Annotated in this window: 28 protein-coding genes; all 28 read left to right on the top strand. The window is 50.1% G+C overall.

Translation table 11 applies throughout. The features are described from left to right. The first annotated feature begins 541 nt into the window (after positions 1–541). The 28 genes from C7R93_RS28315 (at position 542) to C7R93_RS28450 (ending at position 25,038) form a co-directional block, all read left to right on the top strand. Positions 542–841, top strand: coding sequence for an EthD family reductase (locus tag C7R93_RS28315; RefSeq protein ID WP_007723387.1), 300 nt, complete (start codon positions 542–544; stop codon positions 839–841). A 2-nt stretch (positions 842–843) separates the two neighbouring features. Continuing rightward, on the top strand, positions 844–1,305 hold the full coding sequence (locus C7R93_RS28320) for a PaaI family thioesterase (protein WP_106841919.1): 462 nt from the start codon (positions 844–846) through the stop codon (positions 1,303–1,305). Between the two features lie 93 nt (positions 1,306–1,398). Then, positions 1,399–1,800: a PaaI family thioesterase gene (locus C7R93_RS28325; RefSeq protein WP_106841920.1), complete on the top strand. Its 402-nt coding sequence runs from the start codon at positions 1,399–1,401 to the stop codon at positions 1,798–1,800. Then, the gene (locus tag C7R93_RS28330; protein ID WP_208637860.1) at positions 1,800–2,585 is read left to right on the top strand and encodes an enoyl-CoA hydratase-related protein; all 786 of its coding nucleotides are present in this window, start codon (positions 1,800–1,802) and stop codon (positions 2,583–2,585) included. The genes C7R93_RS28325 and C7R93_RS28330 overlap by 1 nt, the downstream gene beginning before the upstream one ends. Before the next feature lie 56 nt (positions 2,586–2,641). After that, complete coding sequence (gene paaK, locus C7R93_RS28335; protein ID WP_106841921.1) at positions 2,642–3,970, top strand: phenylacetate--CoA ligase PaaK; 1,329 nt, start codon at positions 2,642–2,644, stop codon at positions 3,968–3,970. 34 nt (positions 3,971–4,004) lie between these two features. Further along, entirely contained in the window at positions 4,005–4,778 is a 774-nt protein-coding gene (locus C7R93_RS28340) for an enoyl-CoA hydratase-related protein (protein WP_106656163.1), read from the top strand. A gap of 9 nt (positions 4,779–4,787) precedes the next feature. Continuing rightward, positions 4,788–5,567 carry an enoyl-CoA hydratase-related protein gene (locus C7R93_RS28345; protein ID WP_106841922.1) on the top strand — a complete coding sequence of 260 codons (780 nt, stop codon included), beginning with the start codon at positions 4,788–4,790 and terminating at the stop codon, positions 5,565–5,567. A 22-nt stretch (positions 5,568–5,589) separates the two neighbouring features. Further along, positions 5,590–6,447 carry a 3-hydroxyacyl-CoA dehydrogenase family protein gene (locus C7R93_RS28350; RefSeq protein ID WP_106841923.1) on the top strand — a complete coding sequence of 286 codons (858 nt, stop codon included), beginning with the start codon at positions 5,590–5,592 and terminating at the stop codon, positions 6,445–6,447. After that, the gene (locus tag C7R93_RS28355; protein WP_106841924.1) at positions 6,431–7,186 is read left to right on the top strand and encodes a 3-hydroxyacyl-CoA dehydrogenase family protein; all 756 of its coding nucleotides are present in this window, start codon (positions 6,431–6,433) and stop codon (positions 7,184–7,186) included. Before C7R93_RS28350 ends, C7R93_RS28355 begins: the two co-directional genes overlap by 17 nt. Continuing rightward, complete coding sequence (locus C7R93_RS28360; protein ID WP_106841925.1) at positions 7,183–8,382, top strand: thiolase family protein; 1,200 nt, start codon at positions 7,183–7,185, stop codon at positions 8,380–8,382. The genes C7R93_RS28355 and C7R93_RS28360 overlap by 4 nt, the downstream gene beginning before the upstream one ends. 33 nt (positions 8,383–8,415) lie before the next feature. Further along, positions 8,416–9,615 (top strand): thiolase family protein, encoded by a 1,200-nt coding sequence (locus C7R93_RS28365; protein ID WP_106841926.1) that lies wholly within the window; start codon positions 8,416–8,418, stop codon positions 9,613–9,615. A 27-nt stretch (positions 9,616–9,642) separates the two neighbouring features. After that, on the top strand, positions 9,643–10,065 hold the full coding sequence (locus C7R93_RS28370) for a thioesterase family protein (RefSeq protein WP_106841927.1): 423 nt from the start codon (positions 9,643–9,645) through the stop codon (positions 10,063–10,065). Between the two features lie 172 nt (positions 10,066–10,237). After that, complete coding sequence (gene paaX / locus C7R93_RS28375; RefSeq protein ID WP_106841928.1) at positions 10,238–11,065, top strand: phenylacetic acid degradation operon negative regulatory protein PaaX; 828 nt, start codon at positions 10,238–10,240, stop codon at positions 11,063–11,065. 134 nt (positions 11,066–11,199) lie between these two features. Continuing rightward, positions 11,200–12,078, top strand: coding sequence for a branched-chain amino acid ABC transporter permease (locus tag C7R93_RS28380; protein ID WP_106841929.1), 879 nt, complete (start codon positions 11,200–11,202; stop codon positions 12,076–12,078). Next, a complete protein-coding gene (locus C7R93_RS28385; RefSeq protein ID WP_106841930.1) occupies positions 12,078–13,106 on the top strand; it encodes a branched-chain amino acid ABC transporter permease in 1,029 nt (342 codons plus the stop codon). The genes C7R93_RS28380 and C7R93_RS28385 overlap by 1 nt, the downstream gene beginning before the upstream one ends. Beyond that, a complete protein-coding gene (locus C7R93_RS28390) occupies positions 13,103–13,864 on the top strand; it encodes an ABC transporter ATP-binding protein (protein WP_106841931.1) in 762 nt (253 codons plus the stop codon). The genes C7R93_RS28385 and C7R93_RS28390 overlap by 4 nt, the downstream gene beginning before the upstream one ends. Before the next feature lie 22 nt (positions 13,865–13,886). Further along, the gene (locus C7R93_RS28395) at positions 13,887–14,630 is read left to right on the top strand and encodes an ABC transporter ATP-binding protein (protein WP_106841932.1); all 744 of its coding nucleotides are present in this window, start codon (positions 13,887–13,889) and stop codon (positions 14,628–14,630) included. Positions 14,631–14,681: 51 nt separating this feature from the next. Continuing rightward, complete coding sequence (locus C7R93_RS28400; RefSeq protein WP_106841933.1) at positions 14,682–15,869, top strand: ABC transporter substrate-binding protein; 1,188 nt, start codon at positions 14,682–14,684, stop codon at positions 15,867–15,869. Between the two features lie 84 nt (positions 15,870–15,953). Next, positions 15,954–16,781 (top strand): methyl-accepting chemotaxis protein, encoded by an 828-nt coding sequence (locus tag C7R93_RS28405; RefSeq protein ID WP_106841934.1) that lies wholly within the window; start codon positions 15,954–15,956, stop codon positions 16,779–16,781. A 115-nt stretch (positions 16,782–16,896) separates the two neighbouring features. Continuing rightward, the gene (gene paaA / locus C7R93_RS28410; RefSeq protein WP_106841935.1) at positions 16,897–17,865 is read left to right on the top strand and encodes a 1,2-phenylacetyl-CoA epoxidase subunit PaaA; all 969 of its coding nucleotides are present in this window, start codon (positions 16,897–16,899) and stop codon (positions 17,863–17,865) included. Between the two features lie 10 nt (positions 17,866–17,875). Further along, the gene (paaB, locus tag C7R93_RS28415; RefSeq protein WP_015893218.1) at positions 17,876–18,208 is read left to right on the top strand and encodes a 1,2-phenylacetyl-CoA epoxidase subunit PaaB; all 333 of its coding nucleotides are present in this window, start codon (positions 17,876–17,878) and stop codon (positions 18,206–18,208) included. Positions 18,209–18,225: 17 nt separating this feature from the next. Then, complete coding sequence (paaC, locus tag C7R93_RS28420) at positions 18,226–19,059, top strand: 1,2-phenylacetyl-CoA epoxidase subunit PaaC (protein WP_106841936.1); 834 nt, start codon at positions 18,226–18,228, stop codon at positions 19,057–19,059. 16 nt (positions 19,060–19,075) lie between these two features. After that, positions 19,076–19,579: a 1,2-phenylacetyl-CoA epoxidase subunit PaaD gene (gene paaD, locus C7R93_RS28425; RefSeq protein ID WP_106841937.1), complete on the top strand. Its 504-nt coding sequence runs from the start codon at positions 19,076–19,078 to the stop codon at positions 19,577–19,579. 22 nt (positions 19,580–19,601) lie between these two features. Continuing rightward, positions 19,602–21,044 (top strand): NAD-dependent succinate-semialdehyde dehydrogenase, encoded by a 1,443-nt coding sequence (locus C7R93_RS28430; RefSeq protein WP_106841938.1) that lies wholly within the window; start codon positions 19,602–19,604, stop codon positions 21,042–21,044. Between the two features lie 551 nt (positions 21,045–21,595). Further along, on the top strand, positions 21,596–22,468 hold the full coding sequence (locus C7R93_RS28435) for a cytochrome c oxidase assembly protein (RefSeq protein ID WP_106841939.1): 873 nt from the start codon (positions 21,596–21,598) through the stop codon (positions 22,466–22,468). 43 nt (positions 22,469–22,511) lie between these two features. Beyond that, entirely contained in the window at positions 22,512–22,970 is a 459-nt protein-coding gene (locus C7R93_RS28440; RefSeq protein ID WP_106841940.1) for a DUF420 domain-containing protein, read from the top strand. 95 nt (positions 22,971–23,065) lie between these two features. Next, entirely contained in the window at positions 23,066–24,001 is a 936-nt protein-coding gene (gene cyoE, locus C7R93_RS28445) for a heme o synthase (protein WP_106841941.1), read from the top strand. Positions 24,002–24,123: 122 nt separating this feature from the next. Then, positions 24,124–25,038: a COX15/CtaA family protein gene (locus C7R93_RS28450; protein ID WP_106841942.1), complete on the top strand. Its 915-nt coding sequence runs from the start codon at positions 24,124–24,126 to the stop codon at positions 25,036–25,038. Positions 25,039–25,190 lie beyond the last annotated feature (152 nt).

Raw genomic sequence — 25,190 nt, forward strand, 5'->3', positions numbered from 1 at the left:
GAGCGCTTCAAACGTAGAGGTTTCGAGGAGGTTTTTCATAAGTGAAGCTGAAATTCCCCGCCATTTTTTCCGGAGCTAGGTCGGGCTCCAGAGGCGCTTGGACTGGAAATTCGCTTCTTCCCACGTGGCTTTTACTCAAATATCGAGAAAGTTAAATCAAGGAAGACTCCTTGAAATACCACCGCAAATGCTTGGAAAATCGAAGGGAACCACAGCTGTTCGAAAGTCCTGTCACATGTTTGGAAGGAGACCGCCCGAACGAAGAGAGGATACAGGCGACTGGAAAACATGTGGCAGGGCTTCCCCCGACCACAAAAGCTGGACAGATTCCCCATCAAAGCCTATTCTGTCAGCCTTTTCCCAGTCATAAACATGAAGGAAAGGAGGAAATAAATCAGTCAGAGTTTTCTCGCTTTTTTAAAAATACTTGCACCTGTCACAAAGGCTTTATATAATAAAAATATTAACATGCGTTAAAATAACGTTATACAAATTAGTCGTCACACATTGTAACGATAATCTGAGGAAAGCAGGGATCATGATGGTGAAATTGGTAGCAATTTATCGCAAGCCCGAAGATATCGATGCTTTTGACAAGCATTATTTCGAGGTACATGGCCCATTGGCAGAAAAAATGCCTGGATTGATCAAAATGGAAGTGAGCAAAATCTACGGAACGCCAATGGGAGAATCTGACCTGCATCTGATGGCAGAAATGTACTTTGAATCGAAAGAAGCATTGATGGAAGCGTTATCATCGCCAGAGGGTCGAGCAGCAGGAAAAGACCTCCGTGGCTTCGCTGGACCGATTGTGTCCATGCATTTCGCTGAAGTAGTTTAATCATGTCCACGAAAAGATTGATAGACGAACAAGCGCTCCATCAGAAGCATTACGCAGAGATTTGCGAGAAGCTAAAGCAAGATCCATTTGCACAATTTTTGGGCATCAAGCTGATTGAGCTGGGAGAAGGAACGGCGACTGCGGAAGTCACAGTTGCCGAGCATATGCTGAATGCGCACGGCACCGCTCATGGCGCAATCATCTTCTCCCTGGCAGACTTTGTTTTTGCAGCGGCCTGTAATTCCTATGGCAAAACGTCTGTAGCACTGTCGATGAACATCGGATTTTTGGCTGCTGCCATGAAGGGGAATCGCTTGGTGGCAACCGCGACCGAAGAGAAGAAAAACAATCGCACAGCCTGGTATCGCATCCGCGTAGAAACGGAGCATGGCTTGGTAGCGACACTGGATGCACTAGCTTATCGAAAAAGTGATTACTTCGTTGAAATCGACGAATCCGAATAACTGACTGCGAAAATAAAACGGAGAAAGGATGCCGAATGCCATGTGCTTAGGCTCCTTTCACTGTTTCAAGACGATACGAGAAAGGGGGCAAAGATGTCAGTGGAGATCCGTAATCGATTCAACCACTACCTGGGCATAGAAGTCGTGCACCGAGATGAACAGGGCTGTAAGGTAGCACTGAAAATTCGCCCCGAGCTGTTCAATAGCATCGAAGGTGTCGTACACGGAGGCGTTACGGCGACTTTGGCCGATGTGGCAATGGGGCATGGGGCAGCACCTCATGTGGATGGTGTACAACAATGTGTGACGGTGGAGAGCAAGATTCAATACCTGCACCCTGCTCGCGGTGAGGTACTAGAGGCACAATCCCACGTATTGAAACAAGGAAAAAGCTTGATTGTGATGGAAGCACGCGTGACTTGTGATGGCAAGCTCGTGGCTTTTGCCACAGGCACGTATGCGCGGGTCAACCCGGCTGCACAAGGAGGACGTTGATGATGGAAGAGAGCGTTCGCTTTGAACGTGAAGGACATATAGGACTGATCACGCTGAATCGTCCAGAAGAACTGAATGCACTGAACTACGATACATTGGAGCGCCTGGGAAACTTGATCGAACAGGTGCGTCTGGATGCAAAAGAGATTCGCGTGGTCATCGTGAAGGCAGAAGGGCGAGCATTTAGTGCAGGGGCAGATCTGAAGGAGCGACGTACATTGACGGAACAGCAGGTGCGCCGCAATGTTCGCAAAATCCGCGATGTATTTACTGCGTTGGAGAGACTTCCGCAGCCGACCATTGCCATGATCAATGGATTTGCTTTTGGCGGAGGCTTTGAGCTGGCGCTGGCTTGTGATTTCCGCTATGCAGTCGCTGATGCCAAAATGGGTCTGACAGAGGTGAGCTTGGGCATCATTCCTGGAGCGGGTGGTACGCAGCGGTTGTCTCGCTTGATCGGACCTTCCAAGGCAAAGGAGCTGATCCTGACTGCCAGGCGCATCCAAGCGCAGGAAGCGTATCAAATCGGTTTTGTAAATGCTGTTGCAAAAGATACAGAGGAGCTGCGTGAGCTGGCAATGGGGCTGGCGAGCGAGATTTTGGCAAATGCTCCGCTGGCGGTTTATCAGGCAAAGTCAGCCATTGATCGCGGAAGCAGTGTCGATTTGCAGACAGGTCTAGATATCGAAACAATGTGCTATGAAGTGATTATTCCCACGACAGATCGTCTCGAAGCATTGGAAGCCTTTCGCGAAAAGAGAAAACCAGTTTTTAAGGGCGAGTAATATGTTCAAATAACTACTCCTACCGAGTCATAACGCAAGGGAATGAGGGAAGCGACATGATCTTTAATACAGAAATGGAAACGCTACCAAGAGAGAAAATGACGGAACTGCAACTGGCACGCTTGAAAGAAACGGTCAAACGCGTATATGAGCGCGTCCCTTTTCACACAAAAGCATTCAATGAGGCTGGTGTGAAACCAGAAGATATCCAATCGATCGAAGACATTCAGAAGCTTCCATTTATGAAAAAGACAGATTTGCGAGAAAATTATCCGTTCAGTCTGTTTGCAGTAGAAATGAAGGAAGTAGCACGCATTCACGGTTCATCCGGGACAAAAGGAAAACCGACTGTTGTCGGCTACACCAAAAAAGACCTGGAGAATTGGGCGGAGATCGTGGCGCGCGCCATCTGCTGTGCGGGCGGAGAGCCGGGAGACATTTTCCACAACGCGTATGGCTATGGCCTTTTTACAGGCGGCTTGGGTCTGCACAACGGTATCGAGTACATGGGCGCAGTAGCAGTGCCGGTATCCGGTGGCAATACCCCTCGTCAAATTACGTTGATCGAGGACTTCAAGCCACGTGGCATTGCAGCGACGCCATCTTATGTCCTCAACATCGTAGAAGAGATGAAAAAGCAAGGAATCGATCCACGCGAGACGAGTGTCAAATACGGGATTTTTGGTGCAGAGCCGTGGTCGGAAGAAATGCGCGTACAGCTGGAGTATGAGCTCGACATTAAAGCGGTGGACATTTACGGGCTGAGCGAAGTGATGGGGCCAGGTGTTTCCATTGAATGTCATGAGGTACAAGATGGCCTGCATATCGCAGAAGACCATTTCTACGCAGAAATTATCGATCCGAATACCGGAGAAGTGCTCCCATACGGACAAGAGGGCGAGCTCGTATTCACGTCGCTGACGAAAGAAGCATTCCCGGTTGTGCGTTATCGCACGGGTGATATCGCTTCCCTCAATCCTGAGCCCTGTAAATGCGGACGGACAACCATGCGGATGTCGCGCATCAAGGGGCGTGTAGATGACATGCTCATTATTCGCGGAGTTAATGTGTTCCCGACAGAGATCGAGTCCGTCCTACTTACGTTCAACCAATTGGCTCCACACTACCAGGTTGTTATAGAACGCGACGGTGCCCTTGACCGTTTTGAGGTGCATTGTGAGCTGACACCAGCATATGCAAATCAGATCAGTGGAAATGACAGCTCTGCTCTCTCCCCATTGGTGAAAGAAATCTGTCATCACATCAAAAATACGTTGGGCGTATCCGTGGTGCTGCGGGTGCAACCACCAAATTCCTTGACGCGCAGTGAAGGAAAAGCGATTCGTGTCGTGGACAACCGGAACAAATCACAGGCAGCTATCTAAAACAACTCCTGTAAAAAAAAGGGTGTGACAGTTCATGGCCTATGAATATATTAGCGTAGCCAGTGAAGATGGTGTCGGTATCATTACGTTGAATCGACCGAAGATTCTAAACGCGCTGAATTTGCAGCTCGTCGACGAATTGGTTGATCAGCTGGAGCAAATGGACCGCGACCCGGACATCCGGGTGATCATCCTAACCGGCAACGCGAGGGCGTTCGCAGCGGGTGCCGACATTAATGAAATGGCGGAAGCTTCAGCCATTGACATCATGAAGCGCAATCAGTTCGCGGTTTGGGATCGCATCTCACTCATCTCCAAGCCGATCATCGGTGCTGTCAGCGGCTTTGTGCTAGGTGGTGGCTGTGAATTAATGATGAACTGCGATATTGTGATCGCTTCTGAGACAGCCGTCATTGGTCAACCAGAAATCAAGCTGGGAGTCATGCCTGGGGCTGGTGGTACACAGCGTCTGACGCGTGTGGTAGGTGAGCGAAAAGCACTGGAGATGCTGCTCACGGGTGAACCGATATCGGCCAAAGAAGCGTTGAAATACGGATTGGTCAATCGGGTAGTGCCAGTGGAGGCGTACTATCAGGAAGCGCTCAAGCTGGCGAAGCAAATCGCCCAGCAGCCGCCACTCGCGGTACAGGTAATCAAAAAAGCCGTGTACAAAGCTGGTGATCTCCCCCTTCAAGAGGGAATGGATTACGAGCGAAACAGCTTTTATCTTCTTTTGGCAAGCGAAGATCGGAAAGAAGGCATGCAAGCTTTTCTGGAGAAGCGCAAACCCCGTTTTACGGGAAATTAGGAGGCGGCCATGTACGAAACGATTCTTTATGAAGTGTCAGAAGGCGTAGCAGTGGTGACCTTGAACCGCCCGGACAAATTCAATGCGTTTACAGCCGTCATGAACAAGGAAATCACCGATGCACTGAAGCAAGCGCAAAAGGATGCGGATGTGCGTTGCATCGTTCTGACTGGAGCCGGGCGAGCTTTCAATGCGGGTCAGGATCTCAGTGACGTTTCTGGAGGAGGAGATGTGGATTACGGTGGTTTCTTGCGAGATCGTTACAATCCAATGATCCTTCAGTTTCAAAAAACAGAGAAGCCGATCATCGCAGCGGTAAACGGTGTAGCAGCAGGTGCAGGCATGAGTATTGCGCTGGCGTGTGATATTCGCCTGGCATCGGAAAAGGCATCCTTCGTCAATGCTTTTGTCAACATCGGGCTCGTTCCTGACTCAGGAGGCTGCTACTTCTTGCCGCGCATCGTCGGGATTGGCAAGGCGTTGGAGCTGGCGATGACGGGGGAAAAGGTATCCGCTGAGGAGGCACTGCGAATCGGATTGGTGAATCAGGTGTACCCTGCGGAGAGCTTCATGGAGGATGCGTTGGCCTATGCGCGCAAGCTGGCGTCACTGCCGACGAAGGGGATTGGTTTGATTAAGCGCACGATGTACAAAGGACTTGAGATGGGGTTGGAAGAGACCTTGGAATATGAAGCTTTTGCACAAGAAGCGGCTGGCAGCACAGAGGATCATAAGGAAGGGGTCACCGCTTTCATGGAAAAACGTGCGCCTCGTTTTACAGGCCGTTAGAGGCGAAGGGAGGCAAGCCCAAGTGAGTATGAAAAGAATAGGCGTCATCGGGGCGGGAACGATGGGAGCGGGAATCGCTCTCGTCTGTGCTCGTAAAGGACATCAGGTCGTGCTGCTGGATGCGAATCAGGCGGTGCTGGACAAAGCGCTTGTCTATTTGCAATCGATCCTGACAAAAGACGTAGAGAAAAACAAAATCAGTGAACAAGAAATGACAGAGACGCTACAGCTGGTCCATCTCGTTTCGGAAATGGAGCAGTTGGCAGACAGTGATATCGTCATCGAAGCAGTGCCAGAGCGCCTGGATTTGAAAAAAAGCATTTTCAGCCAGCTGACTGGGATTTGCAGAGAGGATGCCCTTTTACTAACGAATACTTCCTCCATCTCGATTACGGAGATTGCAGGGGGGCTATCGCATCCCGAGCGCATTCTCGGGTTTCATTTTTTCAATCCGGCACCCGTCATGCCCTTGGTTGAGGTCATACGCGGGAAAAAATCGAGCGAGGAAAATGTGGAGGTGGCGTATCGATTTGCGCAAGAGTTGGGCAAGGTCCCTGTTCTGGTGACGGACACCCCTGGCTTTATCGTCAATCGAATCGCACGGCCTTACTATAATGAAGCATTGCGTATCCTGGGCGATCACGTGGCAGGTGTAGAGCAGATTGACCGCATCATGAAGCTGGCTGGCGGATTCAAAATGGGACCGTTCGAGCTGCAAGACATGATTGGCATCGACATCAATTTTGCCACCACCAAATCGGTCTATACCGACTTCTTCCATGAAGGACGATTTAAGCCTAGCCGGATTCAGCAACAAATGGTTCAGTCCGGCAGCTTGGGCAGAAAGACGGGGGAAGGCTTCTATGATTATAACAAATAAGGCTGTATTGCTCGTGGGCACAAGCCCGCTGTACGCAGAGTTGAATCATTTGATGGTGGAAAGAGGCTACCAGGTGCTTACGCTTGCAGAAGCGATGGCTGAACCGGAGCTGATTGAATTGGCTGTGGAAGTAAACAGCGTCGATATGCAGGCGAAAAAAAGGCAGGTACGCGAGCTGGATGACCTGTTGCCACCAACCGTACCGATTATCACGACTTCGCTCGCGATTACAGCGACAGAGGTAGCGTCCTGGACACAGCACCCTGAACGCGTTTGCGGGTTTGGGACACTCGTGCCCTTGGTTGATCGTGAGCTGATCGAGATTGCCCCTGCCCTGCAAACGGAGCTGGATACGATTCAGGCAACCGAAGGCTTCTTTCGATCACTGGGGAAAGAGACGGAAACCGTAAGCGACGAGGTAGGTCTCGTGTTCCCTCGTATTTTAACGCTCATTATCAACGAGGCCGTCTTTACCTTGATGGAAAAAGCAGCAACAGCTACGGATATCGATATCGCGATGAAAAAAGGCACCAGCTACCCATTCGGCCCTCTTGAATGGGCAGATCGCATCGGCTTGGATGAGATTTTTGCGATATCGAGAGGCTTGCAACGCGATCTGGCCGAGGAGCGCTATCGCACAGCGCCACTATTGCGAAAGCTGGTGCTGGCGGGGCGTGTCGGAGTACGCAGCGGGCAAGGCTTTTACACGTACGAGGAAAAAGTGGGTGTAGAGGAATGAGCATGACTCACAAGGATGTGTACGTAGCAGCAGCAGTACGAACACCAATCGGCAAGCTTGGAGGAAGTCTGAAGAACACCCCCATCGACGACCTGACAGCCATTGTCTTGAATGGAGCGCTTGCGAAGGCAGGACAATCCGGTGAGATTGTTGATGGGGTCATCATGGGAAACGTCATATCGGCCGGGCCGTTTATTAACATAGCCCGCGTCGGTTTATTGAAAGCAGGGCTTCCCGACACTATACCGGGACTGACAGTGAATCGGGTGTGTGCATCCGGGCTGGAGGCAGTCAATTTGGCTGCGCAGTCCATCCAGGCAGGACATAGTGAGGTCATGCTGGCCGGTGGCGTAGAGAATTTGACTCGTTCACCGTACATCATGGAAAAGTTCGAGCAGCCGTATCAGCGTGGCGGACAGACACTGATCGAGTCTTTTGGTGGACCTCGTTCTGCTCCTGTCTCGTTATATGGCGATCTGACCATGGGAGATACAGCGGAAAACGTGGCGGAGCAATTCGGCATCAGTCGCGAGGATCAAGATCGGTTTGCAGCAGAGAGCCAAGCTCGGGCCATTAACGCTATAGATGCAGGTTTGTTCCGTGACGAGATCATTCCAATCGCGTTAAAAGGGAAAAAAGGGGAAGAAACGCTGTTTGATACGGATGAATTCCCAAGAAGAGATTCCGGTGTGGAGTCATTGTCCAAGTTGCGGCCTGCCTTCCGAAAAGATGGCAGCGTCACAGCAGGTAACTCCTCCGGTATCAATGATGGCGCAGCGGCCTTGCTCTTGATGAATGAAGAAATGCTGCAAAAGACAGGCGTCGCTCCTTTAGGACGCATTGTTCATTTCGTCAGTGCTGGTGTTGATCCGCGCATTATGGGCATTGGTCCGGTCGCTGCGATTCGCAAGCTGCTCGCAGAAACGAACATGACGGTAGAGCAAATCGATCTGTTTGAGTTAAATGAAGCTTTTGCTTCCCAGTCACTCGCCTGCATGCGCGAGCTGGGACTGGATCCTCTGAAAACCAATGTAAACGGTGGGGCAATCGCGTTGGGTCATCCACTCGGAATGAGCGGTGCCCGCCTGGCAGGTACGATTCTTTTCGAGCTGAGACGTCGCCAAAAGAAATACGGAATCGTTTCGTTGTGCATAGGCGGCGGTCAAGGATTGGCCACGTTAGTAGAAGCGTTATAGAAACAAGCCCTAGTGCATGGGAGGAGTGGAAGAATGAGTACACCTGTCATCATAGATGCTGTGCGCACGCCAATCGGCCGTATTGGTGGTGCGTTGAAGGATGTGCGCCCGGACGACCTGGGCGCATTGGTGATTCAAAAGCTGCTGGAACGCAACTCCATCGATCCGAAGACGATTGAGGATGTCATCATGGGATGTGCCAATCAGGCTGGGGAAGACAACCGCAATGTCGCGCGTATGTCACTTCTGTTGGCGGGATTGCCTGTCGAGGTGCCGGGAGTGACAGTGAACCGACTGTGCGGCTCAGGTCTGGAGGCTGTGAACCAAAGTGCGAATGCAATCAAAGCCGGAGCAGGTCACGTATATATCGCAGGAGGGACAGAGAGCATGACGCGCTCTCCGCTGGTGATGATGAAGCCAGGCACGGCTTTTCAGCGCGGCAATCAGCAGTTGGTCGATACAACGTTGGGCTGGCGATTGGTTAACGAAAAAATGAAAGAGATGTATCCACCAATCAGCTTGGGGGAAACAGCGGAGAAGGTAGCAGAGCAATACGAAATCAGCCGCGAAGCGCAGGATGAGTTTGCTTTGCGCAGTCAGCAAAATTATGCACGTGCTTTGGCAGAAGGAAAGTGGGATGCTGAGATCGTTCCCGTAGAGCTAAAAGGGCGCAAAGGCGAGGTTACGCTGTTTGAACATGATGAGCATGCACGTCCCGAGACGACCATCGAACAGCTGCAAAAGCTAAAACCAGCATTCCAAGTGGATGGCAGCGTAACAGCAGGCAATTCCAGCGGTCTAAACGATGGAGCATGTGCTCTGCTCATCATGGAACAGGAAGCGGCTCTTGCAGCCGGCTTGAAGCCTCGTGCAAGGATCGTCGCATCCGCTGTGGCAGGGGTCGAACCTTCCGTGATGGGAATCGGGCCTGTACCTGCTACACGCAAAGTACTGAAGCAGGCAGGTTTGTCACTTGCGCAGATTGATCTGTTCGAATTCAACGAGGCTTTTGCGGCGCAGGCAGTGGCGAGTGTACGCGAGCTGGGGGTAAACCCTGATCTGGTCAACGTAAATGGTGGAGCGATTGCCTTGGGACATCCCCTCGGCTGTAGCGGTGCGCGCATCCTTACTACTCTTCTGTATGAAATGGAGCGTCGTGATGCCCGTTACGGGTTGGCAGCGATGTGCATTGGAGTGGGACAGGGAATTGCGACGATTATCGAGCGTGTGTAGCTTGGGCAGATAGGGAGGCAGGTACTCTTGATAGATAGACTGCAGCCGGGTACGACGGAAGAATTTACTGTGACAGTGACAAAGGACATGCTGCCTGTTTTTGAGGGGCAAGTCGTGCATCCCGTGATGTCGACAGTCAGCATGATTTATTACATGGAATGGGCAGGAAGGCGCGTCATTTTACCGTACCTGGAAGCCGATGAAGAGGGCTCGGGATTTGCTGTAGATATCAAGCATGTCGGCCCAGCAGTGATTGGTCAGGAGGTCACGTTCCGGGCTATCTGTGTGCAGGTTACCGAAAAACGCGTAGTGTGCGAGGTTACGGCGGACACTAAGCGTAATCGTGTAGGGCTCGGGACGTTCGTCCAGGCCATCTTCAAAAAGGACGAGATCAAGCGTCGTTTTGAGAACTTACAAGCTGAGATCAACCAGGAAGTAAATGGAAAATAATAAATATGACAGAATAAATTGACTCTTTTAAAATGTTTTACTATAATTACGTTTAAATTACGTTATACGATTTTATCGTCATATACTCTCGATCGATTCACGCACTTCCTAAAGAATATGGTACAATTTCACACAGCATATAGGTATGAATCGATTTGGGGGTAGAAGAAACGTGAAGCCACAATCCATGCTTTTTACAATTTACGGTGAATACGTCCGCCATTATGGAAGCGAAATCTGGATTGGTAGTCTGACCAAGCTGATGGGGGAATTCGGACTGTCGGAGCCGGCTGTTCGTGCAGCGATTTCCCGGATGCTTCGCCAAGGCTGGCTGGAATCGCGAAAAGTAGGGAACCGCAGCTTCTACTCGGTATCCGAGCGCGGCAAAAAGCGGCTGGAAGAGGCAGCGGCGCGTATTTATAAGGTCGAGACAGATGTGTGGGACGGCAAGTGGTGCATTGCCAGCTACAACATCCCAGAGGAGCGTCGAGCACTGAGGGATCAACTGCGCAAAGAGCTGGGCTGGATGGGCTTCGGGATGCTGACGACCAGCACATGGATCAGCCCGAATAACCTCAGTGATCGAGTGAAGGACCTGACGGAAGCGCACGAGATTACAGATTATGTCGAGATTTTCACATCAGAGCACATGGGCTGGAGCAATCCGAAGCAGCTCGTGCAGAAATGCTGGGATATCGATGAAATCAATGAAAAATACAAGGCCTTCATCGATGCCTACCGAGGAGAATACGAGCAGCTTTCTGCAAAACTCAGCAGTGGGGAAGAAGCTCAAGACAGCCATTGCTTCGTGGAAAAGACAAAGCTTGTCCACCAATACCGAAAGTTCTTGTTCATCGATCCTGATTTGCCACAGGAATTGTTGCCAGAGCTGTGGTTAGGCAAAGAGGCGGATCAGTTGTTCCAAAATTACTACCAGTTATTGAACCCAGGGGCAGTACGATTCTTCGAGACCGTGTATGAAGCTGCGCCTTCCGCATAGGCGATAGCTACGAAGGAAAGGCCCTAGCACGTCTAGGGTCTTTTTTAACTAATATTTTTTCCATTATTTAAAATGTAAGCGTTTTACTTAGGTTGCATTTGGTGGACGCGATACAAAGGGGGTACAGCACGAATATGACGGAATTGCTGCAGTACGTTGCAAACGGCCTCGTCAGTGGCGGGATTTACGCGATCGTAGCGGTTGGTTTCATCACGATTTACAACGTAAGCAAGGTGATTAATCTGGCACAGGGTGAATTTTTGATGCTGGGTGGAATGGTCACAGTCGCCTTGATTGGCATGAATCTCCCATATGGGTTGGCCGCAATGCTCGCGATCCTCTTGGTCACCTTGATCGGGGTCTTGATGCAGAAATATGTAATCGCTTACGTCAAAAAAGCTAGCCCAATTAGTTTGATTATTTTGACGATAGGGATTTCCACCTTGATTCGCGGCATTGCCAGCTTTATTTGGGGGAAAGATGCGTTTGCACTCGAACCGATCACGAGCAATGAGCCGATTTCCATCGGCGGCGTTATGATCGCGCAACAAAGTGTCTGGATTTTGGCTGCTGTTCTCATCATTCTTTTTTTACTTTGGTATTTGATGGACAAGACGATTCTCGGCAAAAAAATTAACGCCTGTTCAGTCAACCCGATGGCAGCTCGCCTGATGGGGATTAGCCCGACAAAGATGAGTATGCTGGCCTTTGCCATCAGTGGAGCGACAGGAGCGATTGCAGGAGTCGTGATCGCACCGCTTTCCGTAACGTCCTACGATATCGGCGTGCTGCTCGGAATCAAAGGCTTTTCCGCGGCTATTCTTGGCGGACTGGGAAATCCATTGGGTGCAGCCGTAGCCGCCTTTTTACTCGGGATCATCGAGTCGCTGGGAGCTGGTTACATCAGTTCTGGTATGAAGGACGCGATTGCCTTTCTGGTGTTGATCGGCATGCTGTTAATTAAGCCATCCGGCATCTTTGGAGAACGCAGCGTTGGAAAAGGAGGGCTATGATGAAGCAGATTATCGATAAGTGGGGAAAAAGCATGGGGATCTACCTGTTCTTGATGATTCTTTTCCCATTCGTTATGCCAGATGAATACTATCGTTCTGTCGGAATTATTATCGGTCTTCAAGCAATCGTAACCATCGGGCTATGCCTCGTGATGGGACTGGCGGGACAAATTTCGCTGGGACAAGCAGCGTTTTGGGGGATCGGTGCCTACACATCGGCAGTATTGACGACGAAGTACGGTCTGCCGCCATTTATCGGTCTCATCGCAGCTGCGATTGTTCCAGGGTTATTCGCCTTTATCCTCGGGAGGGCGATAGCGGGGCTACAAGGTTACTACCTCGCGATGGCAACACTCGCATTTGGCTACATCGTCCAGATCGGGATAACGGAATGGGAGCCGGTTACGGGTGGAGCAAACGGGATGATCAGCATTCCGCAGATGACGTTCTTCGGTGACAGCGAGCTGTCCATGTACTTTCTGATCTGGGGAGTTGTTACCTGTGTGCTGCTTTTCTCGCTTAATCTGTTGAATTCACGCGTCGGTAGAGCGTTTCGGGCGATTCACAAAAGTGAGATTGCCGCGACCTCGATGGGAATTGATGTCCGCAAGTTCAAGCTGAATGCTTTCGTGGTAAGCGGTATGTTCGCGGGTATTTCCGGCGGATTGTACGCCCATTACATGGGAATTCTCGATCCGCAGCCGTTCGGATTGCATGAGTCGATCAAGTTTCTCACGATGGTCGTCATCGGTGGGATGACAAGCATCTGGGGCGCTTTGATCGGGACGATCCTAATCGGCTTTATCAGTGAAGGGCTGATCCTCCTGAGTGAAGTAGTGCCGGGCTTGCAGGGGGATGTGGACACGATTGTGTTCGGTGCGATTCTCGTGCTGATCATCATGTTCATGCCAGAAGGATTGGTTCCGCGCATCCGGGCAGCTATTGAAAAAGGGCAGGCGAAAAAGGCGAAGGCCATGGCTGATGAAGCGCAGCGAAAGCAGCAGGTGGAAAGGAAGGCTGCCACATGACAACACTTTTGGATGTGCACAAACTCTCTCGCGATTTTGGCGGCGTACGGGCAGTAAATCAAGTAGATTTTCAGGTGCGGGAAGGAGAGATTCTCGCGCTGATCGGTCCGAACGGCGCTGGAAAAAGTACCGTGCTCAACATGGTGTCAGGTGTGATCCCACCTTCTGAAGGAGAGATTCGCTTCAGTAGTCAGCCGTTGACACGTGTGCAAGGCTACGAATATGCCGGATTAGGCATCACGCGAACCTTTCAAAACCTCCAAACGTTTGACGATATGACCGTCTTGGAAAACGTCATGGTCGGCATGCATACCAAAACTAGCGCGAGTCTCTTTTCCTGCGGCATGAATCTAGCAAAGTCACGCAAGGAAGAGAAGCTGATGCAGGAGCAGGCGCAGACGTGGATAGCGAATGTAGGACTGGCAGAGGTAGCATCCTCACTGGCTGGTAGTTTGCCATACGGGAAGCTGCGGCTGATGGAAATTGCCCGCGCGATGGTAGCCAAGCCGCGGCTGCTTTTGTTGGATGAGCCTGCTGCGGGTTTGAACCATACTGAGACGGCGGAGATGAGCCGCATGTTTTGCGAGATTCGCGACAACGGAACGGCAATTTTGCTGGTGGAGCATGACATGGACATGATCATGACGATTGCGGATCGCATCGTTGTATTGGATCAAGGATCAAAAATTGCAGAAGGAACCCCGCGTGAGATTCAGGAGAACCCGCGAGTGATTGCGGCGTATCTAGGTGCAGAATGAAGCGCGAAAGAGGTGGACAAACATGGGGAAGGCAGTCCTTACAGTAGACAACATCACGGCTCGCTACGGTCCAGTGGAAGTGCTGCACGGCATTTCTTTGCAAGTGAACGAAGGCGAAATCGTCTCCTTGTTAGGTGCAAATGGGGCAGGAAAAACGACGCTTTTGAACTGTATCTGCGGTTTGCACGGCGAAAAGGAAGGCAAGATTTGGTTTCGTGAGGCGGATATTACGCGTGTTCCTGCGGAGCTAGTGGTACCCCGGGGCATGGCACACGTACCGGAGCGCAGACAGATTTTTTCCACGTTGACAGTCGAGGACAATCTGTGGCTGGGTGCATCGCATCGGATGCCCAAGACGAGCAAAAAGGAAATTGCCAAAGAAATGGAGACGGTGTACGAACGCTTTCCGATTTTGGCAGAGCGGAAGTGGCAGCTCGGAGGAACCCTTTCTGGAGGGCAACAGCAGATGCTCGCCATTGGCAGGGCGCTTTTGTCTCGACCGCAGCTTCTCTTGTTGGACGAGCCTTCACTAGGATTGGCTCCACTGATTGCCAAAGAAATCCTGACGATTGTGCAGGAGATTCGCTCGGAGTGGGGCACCACGGTGCTGTTGGTCGAGCAAAATGCTCGCGCAGCGCTCGCGATTTCCGACCGGGCTTACGTACTCAGTACGGGAACCGTCATGCTGGAAGGGAAGGCAGACGAGATTAGCAATGACCCGCGTGTGCAATCTGCTTATTTGGGAAGCTCCCACGAAGCAGTGTAGCCAATATAGCAGTTTGATCAAGACCAACCACATACATGAGGGGGTACACCCATGAAAAAACGAACATTCAAAAAATGGCTATTTCCAGCAGCAGTCGCTTCGCTCGTGTTCTTGAGCGCCTGTGGAGGCGGCGCGACGCCAGCAGCAGAGTCAGGCACTGGTGGCGCCAGCAAGGAACCGATCAAGGTCGGCGCTATTTTCTCGCTGACGGGTCCGAACAGTCCGCTCGGCGTACCGGAGAAGCAAGCGGTAGAGCTGTTGGTAAAAGAAATCAACGGTGCAGGTGGAGTGGATGGCCGACCGGTGGAAGTCATTTTTGAAGACGACAAGTCTGACAATACAGAAGCGGTAAAAGCGATCAAAAAGCTCGCCTCGAAAGAAAAGGTCGTAGCTGTACTCGGCTCCTCGGGTAGTGGTCCGTCTCTCGGGATGGCTGAGTATGCCGCAGCAGAAAAGCTCCCGCTGATCTCGATGGCAGCCGCAGACCAAATCACCAATCCAGTTCGTGCGGGCATCTACAAAACACCGCACACAGATGTACACGGAACGAAACGCATCTTCAAATATTTGAAGGAAAAAGGCATTACGAAAATTGCTACGCTCAATGACAGCAATCCGTACGGAAGTGGCTGGACGACGCAATTGCAAAAATATGCCCCTGAATACGGCATCACGATTGTAGCTGAAGAAAAATACGGCACAAAAGATCCGTCCATGAGCTCCCAATTGACCAAGGTTAAAGGGACTGATGCGCAGGCACTGATTGTGGCAGGTACAAACCCTGGGCCAGCAACGATTGTGAAGGAAGCCAAACAACTGAACCTTACCATTCCGATCATTAGCAGCCATGGCTCTGCGAACAGCAAATTCCTCGAACTGATTGGAAACTCTGGCGAGGGTGTCCTGATGGTAGCTGGAAAACTGCTCATCCCTGAACAAGTAGCTGCAGACGATCCGCAATCTGCCATCATCAAAAAATTCGTGGAAGGCTATCAAGCTGCCTACAATACACAGCCAGACGGCTTCGCGGGATACGGATACGACGGATTGAATTTGCTCGTGGAGGGCTTGAAGCAAGCAGGCAGCGATGCATCCAAACTGGGCGAAGTATTGGAAAAGGTGAAATATGTAGGGGTAACCGGAGAATTCAAGTTCACGACAGATGATCATAACGGTCTGACAGAAGACAGCATGATCATGGTTGAAGTGAAGGATGGAAAATTCCAGCTCGTTCAATAAGGAAAAGCAGTTAGTTCCCTCCGCGTCGTGAAGAAGAACGCGGGGGGAATCGTTGTTTTCATCACAAAGGTAGGAGGATAAGAGATGTCTCAATTGCTGAATAGCGTCTTAATAGTTGCACCGATTTTACAAAAGGCGTTTTTGTCCGAATGTATGGTGGGAGTTACCGACAAGGATAAGTTTCTCGCCTATTATCCGGCACAAGGCTTGAACCTGGGGATTCGAGTAGGAGACGAATTGCGCCCAGGGAGTATCAATGCGACGGCGGTACAAGAGGGCAAGCGGGTCGTGAAGAAGATTTCCAAAGAGCTCTACGGCATTCCGTATATCGCTGTCGGTTATCCGCTCGTGGAAAATGGGCAAGTAGTCGGCTGCTTGGCGACAGGTGTGACAACCGACCAAGAGGATCGCCTGCACGGTTTGGCCCAAAACTTGACGGACGCTCTGGAAAATATCGCACAGCACACAGAAAGTCTGGCAAAGGACGCGGATCATTTGGCGCAAGCTAGCCACACGCTTAGTGATGCAGCGGGTCAATTAGGGCTGAAAATTGCAGAGACGACCCAGATCAACGAATTAATCCGCAATATCTCGACGCGCTCCAATGTACTCGGCTTGAATGCCGTCCTCGAAGCGGCACGTGCAGGTGCTGCTGGTCGCGGCTTTTCCGTGGTCGCAGAGGAAATCCGTCAGCTTTCCCAGACGACCGCCACTTCAGCGAAGGGCATTTTCCGTCTATTAGATGAAATGAATGCACTCGTGGGGACGGTAACTGGCGAAATGGACAAGACGATGAATCACAGCGTGCAGCAGTCGACGCGAATACAGGAGCTGGATGCAGTCATGCAAGAGCTGCGGCATATGGCGGAGCAATTGAAAAAGGCAGCAGAAATAACTGGGCGCGGAGAATAGGTGAGTTCCTATGTAAGCGTATTGCAAAAACGTATGACGATATGTTATTATTGCGTTATAAAAACGTATTATAATTTTAACATAATGCATATCTGATAAAAGGAGGGCTTTCTCCATGCAAACGAGGATCGAACAGGCCGATCTGACTGAAAACGAAAAATTGGAAGCGTTTTTAGCGAAAATCGACCGCGGGGAAAAAATAGAGGCAGACGATTGGATGCCAGACGACTATCGCAACCAGTTGATCAAGCTGATTTCTATGCATGGCATCAGTGAGATCATGGGTGCCTTGCCGGAAAAAGAATGGGTTCCAAAGGCGCCGACACTGCGCAGAAAGCTGGCCATTATGGCGAAGGTCCAGGACGAGATGGGGCATGGTCAACTGCTGCTGCGCGTTGCCGAAGACTTGCTTGAGCCATTGGGCAAGACGCGCGAGGACATCATAAATGATTTGTTTTCGAAAAGACTGAAATTTCACAATGTATTCCACATGGAAGCGCCTACGTGGGCAGATGCTGGTGTCATTGGCTGGCTGGTTGACGGAGCGGCTATCATTACGCAATCAATGTCCCTCGATACATCTTATGCACCTTACGCACGCGCTCTGCATCGAATCTGTGCGGAAGAAAAGTTCCACGCTCAACACGGGGAGAGCATCGTCTTGGAGCTGGCAGAAGGCACCGATGAACAGCGAAAAATGCTGCAAGATGCCATTCATCGTTGGTGGCCTGCGCTCTTGATGTTTTTCGGACCGCCGGAAAACGGCAACATTACGAGCAATCAGGAAGCCAACATGCGCTACAAGATTCGTACACAGACCAATGAAGAATTGCGCCAAGTATTCCTGAAAAAGTATTTGCCTCGCATTTTCCACCTTGGCTTCACAGTTCCAGACGATACGATTCACTTCGACGAGGCAGAAGACAAATGGGTCTACCAACAGCCTGACTGGGAAGAGTTCAAGCAAATCGTCAAGGGGAACGGACCACGCTCCGCTCACCGTCTGAATCTTCGGGTAATGTCTTATGAGGAAACCAAATGGGTGCGCGACGCGATTATGTCGTACGGCCGACAAGTAGGGTAGGTGAATGTGGATGAGCAACGAAAACTTTTTCATATATGAGGTATTCAGTCAAAAAAGTGTAAATGCTCCGTTCGTCCAACAGTTCAGTTTGTTAGCACCCAATAAAGAAGTGGCATTGAGCATGGCGAGGGAAAACTTCCTGCGCCGCGAGCCTTGTTTTAATTTGTGGGTAGTCAAGCGCGACGACATTTTTGGACTGCCGCCAGAGGAGCGTCCTTTCCTGGAAAGACTCGACAACAAGAGCTATCGAGAGACCAAAGGATACGGCGACTTGCAGTCGAGATGGCGCCACCATCGCGAGCAGTACGAAGAAAAACAGAAGCATGCAGGCAACGGCAGCTAAGCAGGAGGGAGACAATCATGGGCGACCGTTTACATGTAGAAACAGTGGAAGCAGCAAAACAAAATCCGGCATTCGCAAAAGCCTTGACCAACCTGTTGTTCCAGCTTGCTGATGACGATTTTATATTGGCGTATCGCGGATCGGAATGGCTCGGGCTTGCTCCGCATATTGAAGAAGATGTGGCGTTTTCATCGATGTCTCAGGACATGATGGGCCATGCTGTGATGTTTTATGAAATGCTTGAGCAACTAGGGGTAGGCAAAGCAGACGATCTCGCACAGCTGCGCGAGGCGAAGGCGTTTTCCAATGCGATCTTGGTAGAGCGTAAAAACGGCGATGGTGAATACAACGATCATCCTCATTACGATTGGGCTTATGCGATTGTTCGCAGCTATGTGTACGGCTTATATAAGCAGGTTCGCTTGGAGGCTCTTACGCAGTCGTCATACGCACCACTCGCACTGGTCAGTCGCAAAATGATGACAGAGCATCGCTATCATCTCATGCACTGGCAAGTTTGGTTGAAGCAATTGGCGAACAGTACCGTTGATGCGCGTCAGAGGCTTGTGGCAGCGATTGCAAAAGTTTGGAAGGATGCCGGGGAGCTCCCTGATCTGGGACCAAACCAGGTCGATATCGTTCAATTTGGTCTGATTGCAGAAGAAGAGCAACTGAAACAGAAATGGCTGACGCTGACCAAAGACATTTTCGATAAAGCTGGCCTTGATTGGCCGGGTGAGCCAGGAATGCCACAAGAGCGCGGCCGTCACGGTGAACATACGGCTGATCTGGTGCATGCTTTGGCTACCTTGTCTGAAGTGTATCGCATTGATCCGGCTGCGGGCTGGTAAAAGGAGTGATTCTCTCATGGCGCAAGAAGAAATGCAACTGCATGAAGGGCTCGAAGCGACATGCTGGGAACTACTGCAGCAAGTAACGGATCCCGAAATTCCGGTGATCAGCATGGTAGAGATGGGGATGATTCACAAAGTGCGCGTCGATGGGGACGTCGTTCACGTCGAGGTGCTCCCTACCTTTGTCGGCTGTCCGGCACTCGAGATCATGAAGAAGAACATCACAGAAAAGCTGGTGGAGGCAGAAGGAATCAATCAGGTTCAGGTAGTGTTCGTCTATGATCCGGCCTGGACATCTGATCGCATCGCCTTGGATGCTCGCGATAAGTTGAAAGGCTTCGGCATCGCGCCGCCACCGCTTGACTTCAAAGCGGGGGATACATGGGAAGTGGCCTGTCCCTACTGTGATTCCCCGTATACACAAATGGAGAATTTGTTTGGTCCTGCTGCTTGTCGAAGTATTTTGTATTGCCGGCACTGCAAAAATCCGTTTGAGGCCCTAAAACCAATCTATTGAGAGATTGAGAGGAGCGAATGTCATGGGAGAGTACAAGCAAATGTTTATTAATGGAGAATGGGTGAATGCCGAGAGTGGCGAGTCCATTCAAATTACGAATCCTGCTACAAGTGAAACAGTTGGAACAGTAACCTTCGGCGATAGTCGTGATGCCAACAAGGCTATCGACGCTGCTCATCAGGCATTTGCAAGCTGGTCTCGACTGACTGCTCGCGAGCGCGCCAAATATTTGTACAACTTGTCCGAGCTGGTGAAAAACAATCGTGATGAGCTGGCTGGGATCATCTCTGCTGAAATGGGCAAGCCTTTGGGCGAGGCAAAAGGCGAAGTGCTGGGTGCCGCTGATAACTTTGTCTGGTACGCAGAAGAAGCCAAGCGTGTCAACGGAGAAACGATCCCATCCTCCGTTGCGAACAAGCGCATCATGGTGCTGCGTCAGCCTGTAGGGGTGGTAGGGGCGATTACCCCATGGAACTTCCCGGTGAACATGGTTGCACGTAAGATCGCTCCGGCTTTGGCTGCGGGCTGCACAGTGGTTTTAAAGCCAGCAGAAAGCACGCCGTTGTCTGCCATTCGCATGTTTGAGCTGATTGAGCAGGCTGGCTTTCCAAAAGGGGTCGTAAACCTCGTCATCGGAAACCCTGAATCGATTGGGAAAGAATTCATCGACAATCCGAAGCTCTCCAAAATCGGATTTACAGGCTCCACTCGTGTTGGCAAGCTGCTGATGGAAGGCGCGGCGAAGCAAGTGAAGCGCGTCAGTATGGAGCTAGGCGGGCATGCACCATTCATCGTATTCCCTGATGCTGACCTGGATGCAGCCGTAAAAGGTCTGTTTGAGAGCAAGTTCCGCAACTCCGGTCAAATGTGCATTTGCACGAACCGTTTGTACGTTCACGAGGATGTCGCAGACGCATTCACGGAAAAGCTGGTGGAGCGTCTGAAACGTGCGAAGGTAGGCGATGGTCGCCAGAAAGAGACGGAGATCGGTCCACTGGTGAACGAGCGTGCCTTGAACAAGGTGCTCGAGCATATCGAGGACGCCAAAGACAAAGGCGGGCAAGTCGTATACGGCGGAAATCGTTTGGTTGAAGGTGATTATGCCAAGGGCTTCTATTGCGAACCGACCTTGATTGCTGGCGTTACAACGGATATGAAAATCTCCTTTGAGGAAACGTTCGGTCCTGTCGTTCCGCTCGTGCGTTTTACTGAGGAGGCGGATGTCGTACAGTTGGCAAACGACACACGTTATGGCCTAGCTGCCTATGTGTACACCCGCGATAATCAGCGTTGCTTCCGTATGGCTGAGCTCCTCGAATACGGAATCGTTGGAATCAACGACGGATCGCCAACCCAGACACAAGCGCCGTTTGGCGGATTTAAGGAAAGTGGAATCGGCCGTGAGGGTGGCCGCTACGGAATGGATGAGTATTTGGAAACCAAGTTCGTTTCCTTTGGATTGTAAGATTAAGAAAGGAAGAAGAGTTCAGACAAGATCTGGACTCTTTTTTTATTTAATATTGGAATGGTTTTAAAACGTACCGATGAACTAATAAAGCTGGTGAGAAGAAAAAGCACAGGGCTCGTAGACCTTGACAAAGCCTACCCAGTTGGAACTTCAAAAAGGGGACCCGCTTGTCGAACACTTCTTCCTTGAGAATCTTCCGCCCGTAGGGTGGCTTTGGCTCGACGGTCCCCTTTTTGAAGTGGAGACGGACAGTCAATCCCCCATGCTAGCGTGTCAGAGTCGAAGAGAACTGTGCTTTTTCTTCTCCTCCACTATGCTGACTCAATTCACAAGGATTTTATGTATTTTTTGTGAACTGTATTGTTCAACACTTTGTTCATTTTTGTCTACAAAGAAAAAGGGAATCAACGGTATAATGGAGATTGGATCAAGGGCAACATTTAATAGATAAAAATTGGTATTTCATATTGTCACAAAACGTACATATGACGACGCCCAGCGAGTGTGGCGTAGTCCAAGATTTTGTATTTAGAAGGGAGGATAAATACATGGGAAATGCACATCAAATGCACGAGATGTCACCAGCTAGCGGATTAGCAACCTTTTCGGATTTATGGAGTCCGGATGTGATGCTATTGTCCTTGCTCGTGACTACTGTTTACTTTCTCGTAACAGGTCCTATGCACAAACGTTTTGAAAACGCTACACCGGCGACTGGCAAGCAAAGATTACTTTTTGTGTTGGCAATCGTGTTGTTTTACGCCGCACAAGGGAGCCCTATCAGTTATTACGGCCATCATTACATGTTTAGTTTGCACATGCTCCAACAATCGATTTTGTACTTTGCCCTGCCACCGCTTATGCTCCTGGCAATGCCTGAATGGCTTTTGGCCAAGATCTTCCGTCCGAAAGCGCTGAAGTTCATCCTAAACTCGTTGACACATCCGTTAGTGGCAGCGCTGTTGTTCAACTCACTGTTTTCGTTTTACCATGTTCCGTTTATTTTCGATGCCATCGCGATCAATCATGAGTGGATGACGTTTTATCATATCATTCTCGTGATTGCGGCATTTGCGATGTGGTGGCCAATTGTGAGTCCGTTGACTGATAACAAGCGTCAACTGGCTGGATTGAAAAAACTGTCGTACGTTTTTGCAAACGGTGTCTTGATTACGCCAGCCTGTGCGCTGATTATTTTTGCCTCGGAACCGCTGTACGCTACGTATATAGCTGCTCCACAGCTATTCCAGAGCCTCGATGCGTTTAACGATCAGCGTCTTGGCGGAATCATTATGAAGCTGGTACAGGAGCTTGTTTACGGCTGTGTGCTGGCCTACGTCTTCTACCATTGGTACAAGGCAGAGAAGCAGGACGACTTGCCGATGGATCAATCTTTCGGTGCTGAAAAGCCGACTTTTTAAATACGCGCGAACAACAGATACGTTTGTTAAATGAGGTGAAAAAATGGGGCTCTTATTGCCTACGATTAGTACGGCTTTTATCGTCATTAGCGGAATTCTCGTTGCGATTGGCTGGTACGTCATTGCGAAAAAACAAGTAGAAAAGCATATGAAGATTATGAAATGGGCTGCGATCTGTGCCACGATCTTCTTTATCACTTATGTTTCCAGAACGGCATTCGTCGGAAATACGCATTTTGGCGGGCCAGACAGCATCAAGCCAATCTATCAGACATTCTTGTTTTTCCACATCATCCTGGCAACAGTCGGTGGTGTGATGGGCTTGATTACACTCAGATTCGCTTACACGAAAAACTATGCTTCTCATCGTAAGATCGGTCCTTGGACGTCTATTGTTTGGTTTATCACCTCGATTACAGGAGCTGCGGTTTATATGCTGCTGTACTGGATTTATCCAGGTGGCGAGACGTCTGGAGTACTGGATGTAATTTTTGGTAAGTAATCGTTTTAGTAGTTTTTGGGGCATTGGATACAATGTAGGTAGTTTATTAGTCATGATTCGGATGTTCAGATAGAAGGAAACAGGAGGTACAAAACGTGGACCAGCAAATGACCGTGCAGGAATCGCTTGATACCGATGCTTCTTTGCAGACCCAGCCGGTAGGGCCTGCTACCTTTCAGGATTACGTACAACTGACGAAGCCTGGTATTACCCTGTCAAACTTGATGACCACTTTTGCTGCTTTATGGTTAGCGTCCTACGGTTATCCGAACTGGAAACTGGCTCTTTTCACCATGCTAGGAACCGCTTTGGTCATTATGTCAGGTGCGGCTTTAAATAATTTCTACGACCGTGATTTAGACAAAAAAATGAAGCGGACGCAAAATCGTGCGGTAGCGACCGGAAGAATTTCGGCTCGTAACGCGATCCTCTTAGGAATTGGCTTGCTGCTGGCAGGGGTTATTGTGCTGGCTGTATATGCGAATCCCTTGGCGGCTGTTTGGGGATTGATTGGTCATATTTTTTACGTATTGATTTACACGCCGCTGAAACGAGTGACCACTCTCAATACGGTGATTGGCGGTATTTCAGGTGCAGCTCCTCCAGTGATTGGGTGGGTAGCGGTAACAGGCACCATGGACATGACTGCTTGGCTGTTGTTCCTGGTCTTGTTCCTGTGGCAGCCTCCCCATTTTTTAGCGTTGGCGATGCTGAAAACAGACGAATACCGTGCAGGTAATCTGCCGATGCTACCGGTAGTCAAAGGCTTTGCCGAGACGAAGCGACAAATGGTGCTGTGGGGCTCGGTGTTGTTCCCGGCTTCTTTATTGCTGTTCATCCACGCTAGCTTAGGCTATGTGTATTTGCTCATCATGGGCGTGATGGGGATTGTGTACATGGTTCTGCTTTTCCAAGGGTTCAAGACCAAGGATGATCTTGCTTGGGCACGCAAACTGTTCGGCTATTCCATCCTTTATTTGACCGTGTTTTGTGCAGCGATCGTCATTAGTACCATGGTCAACTATTATTGACACGAAACACTCACTAAATGTTCACGGAACATCCCTTGCTTAGCAGGGGATGTTTCATTATCGTAAAAGAGGACATAGAACGAGGTGTTGTTTGATCCTCACAAGAAACAGGGTGAATTACTATGGAAAAATGGCTGAAGCCGTTAGCTTTTCTTGCTACCTTGATCATGTTTATCGTGATGGTGGCCGGTTCGCTTGTTACCAAGACAGATTCAGCACTCGGCTGCGGAAATGACTGGCCGCTGTGCAACGGAAAATGGGTTCCGGAATATACGTTGGCATCCATTATTGAATATTCACACCGCCTGATTACAGGTGTTGCCGGTATTGTTGTCGTGATTTTCTCCGTACTTTGCTGGCGCTATTACAAAGGCAACCAAGAAGTACGCAATCTCGCTATTTTTGGTTTGTTTTTCATCGTAGTGGAGTCCATTCTCGGCGCTTCTGCCGTCATTTGGCCACAGTCCTCATCTGTTTTGGCCCTGCACTTCGGATTCTCCTTGCTTGCTTATTCAGGCGTGTTCTTGTTGAGTGTGTTCGTTTATCAACGGGAAAAAACGCAAAGCCTGGTGAAAACGACCGTATCTAAAGGCTTCCGCAACTGGATGTGGTTCGTCGCAACTTATACGTACGCTGTCGTATATCTCGGGGCGTATGTCAGACATACGGGTTCGAGTATGGCATGCAGTGACTGGCCACTGTGTCAAGGTCAGATCATCCCAGAGTTGTACGGGCAGACCGGTATTCATTTTGCCCACAGAATTGCTGCGATGGTGTTAGGATTCTTGTTGTTAGGGACAATGCTTTACTGTATGCGTCATTTCAAGGAAAAACGGCGTGACCTGTACGGTGCAAGTATTCTGAGCTTTATTCTTTGCATTGCTCAGGTATTCAGCGGTGGATTCGTAATTATCTACAAGCTGCACCTGTACGCTACGCTGACTCATTCCATGATTATCACGATTTTGTTCGGGATCATCAGCTACATGTGCTTGCAGACATTGAAGTCACCGATAAATGAAAAGCTTCGAAGATAAGTAGAAAAGCTGCGCTCCTGATTCGTGGGAGGGCAGCTTTCGTTTTATTATGTAGCTGTGGTGGGGGAAGAAGTGCATTTCCAGTCAACGCTTCGGCCTACGCCCCACAAGGGGGGATTCACTGTCCGCTATGAAATAAATGCACTGACCCC

The sequence above is a fragment of the Brevibacillus fortis genome, from assembly GCF_003013395.1.
Taxonomy (GTDB): Bacteria; Bacillota; Bacilli; order Brevibacillales; family Brevibacillaceae; genus Brevibacillus; species Brevibacillus fortis.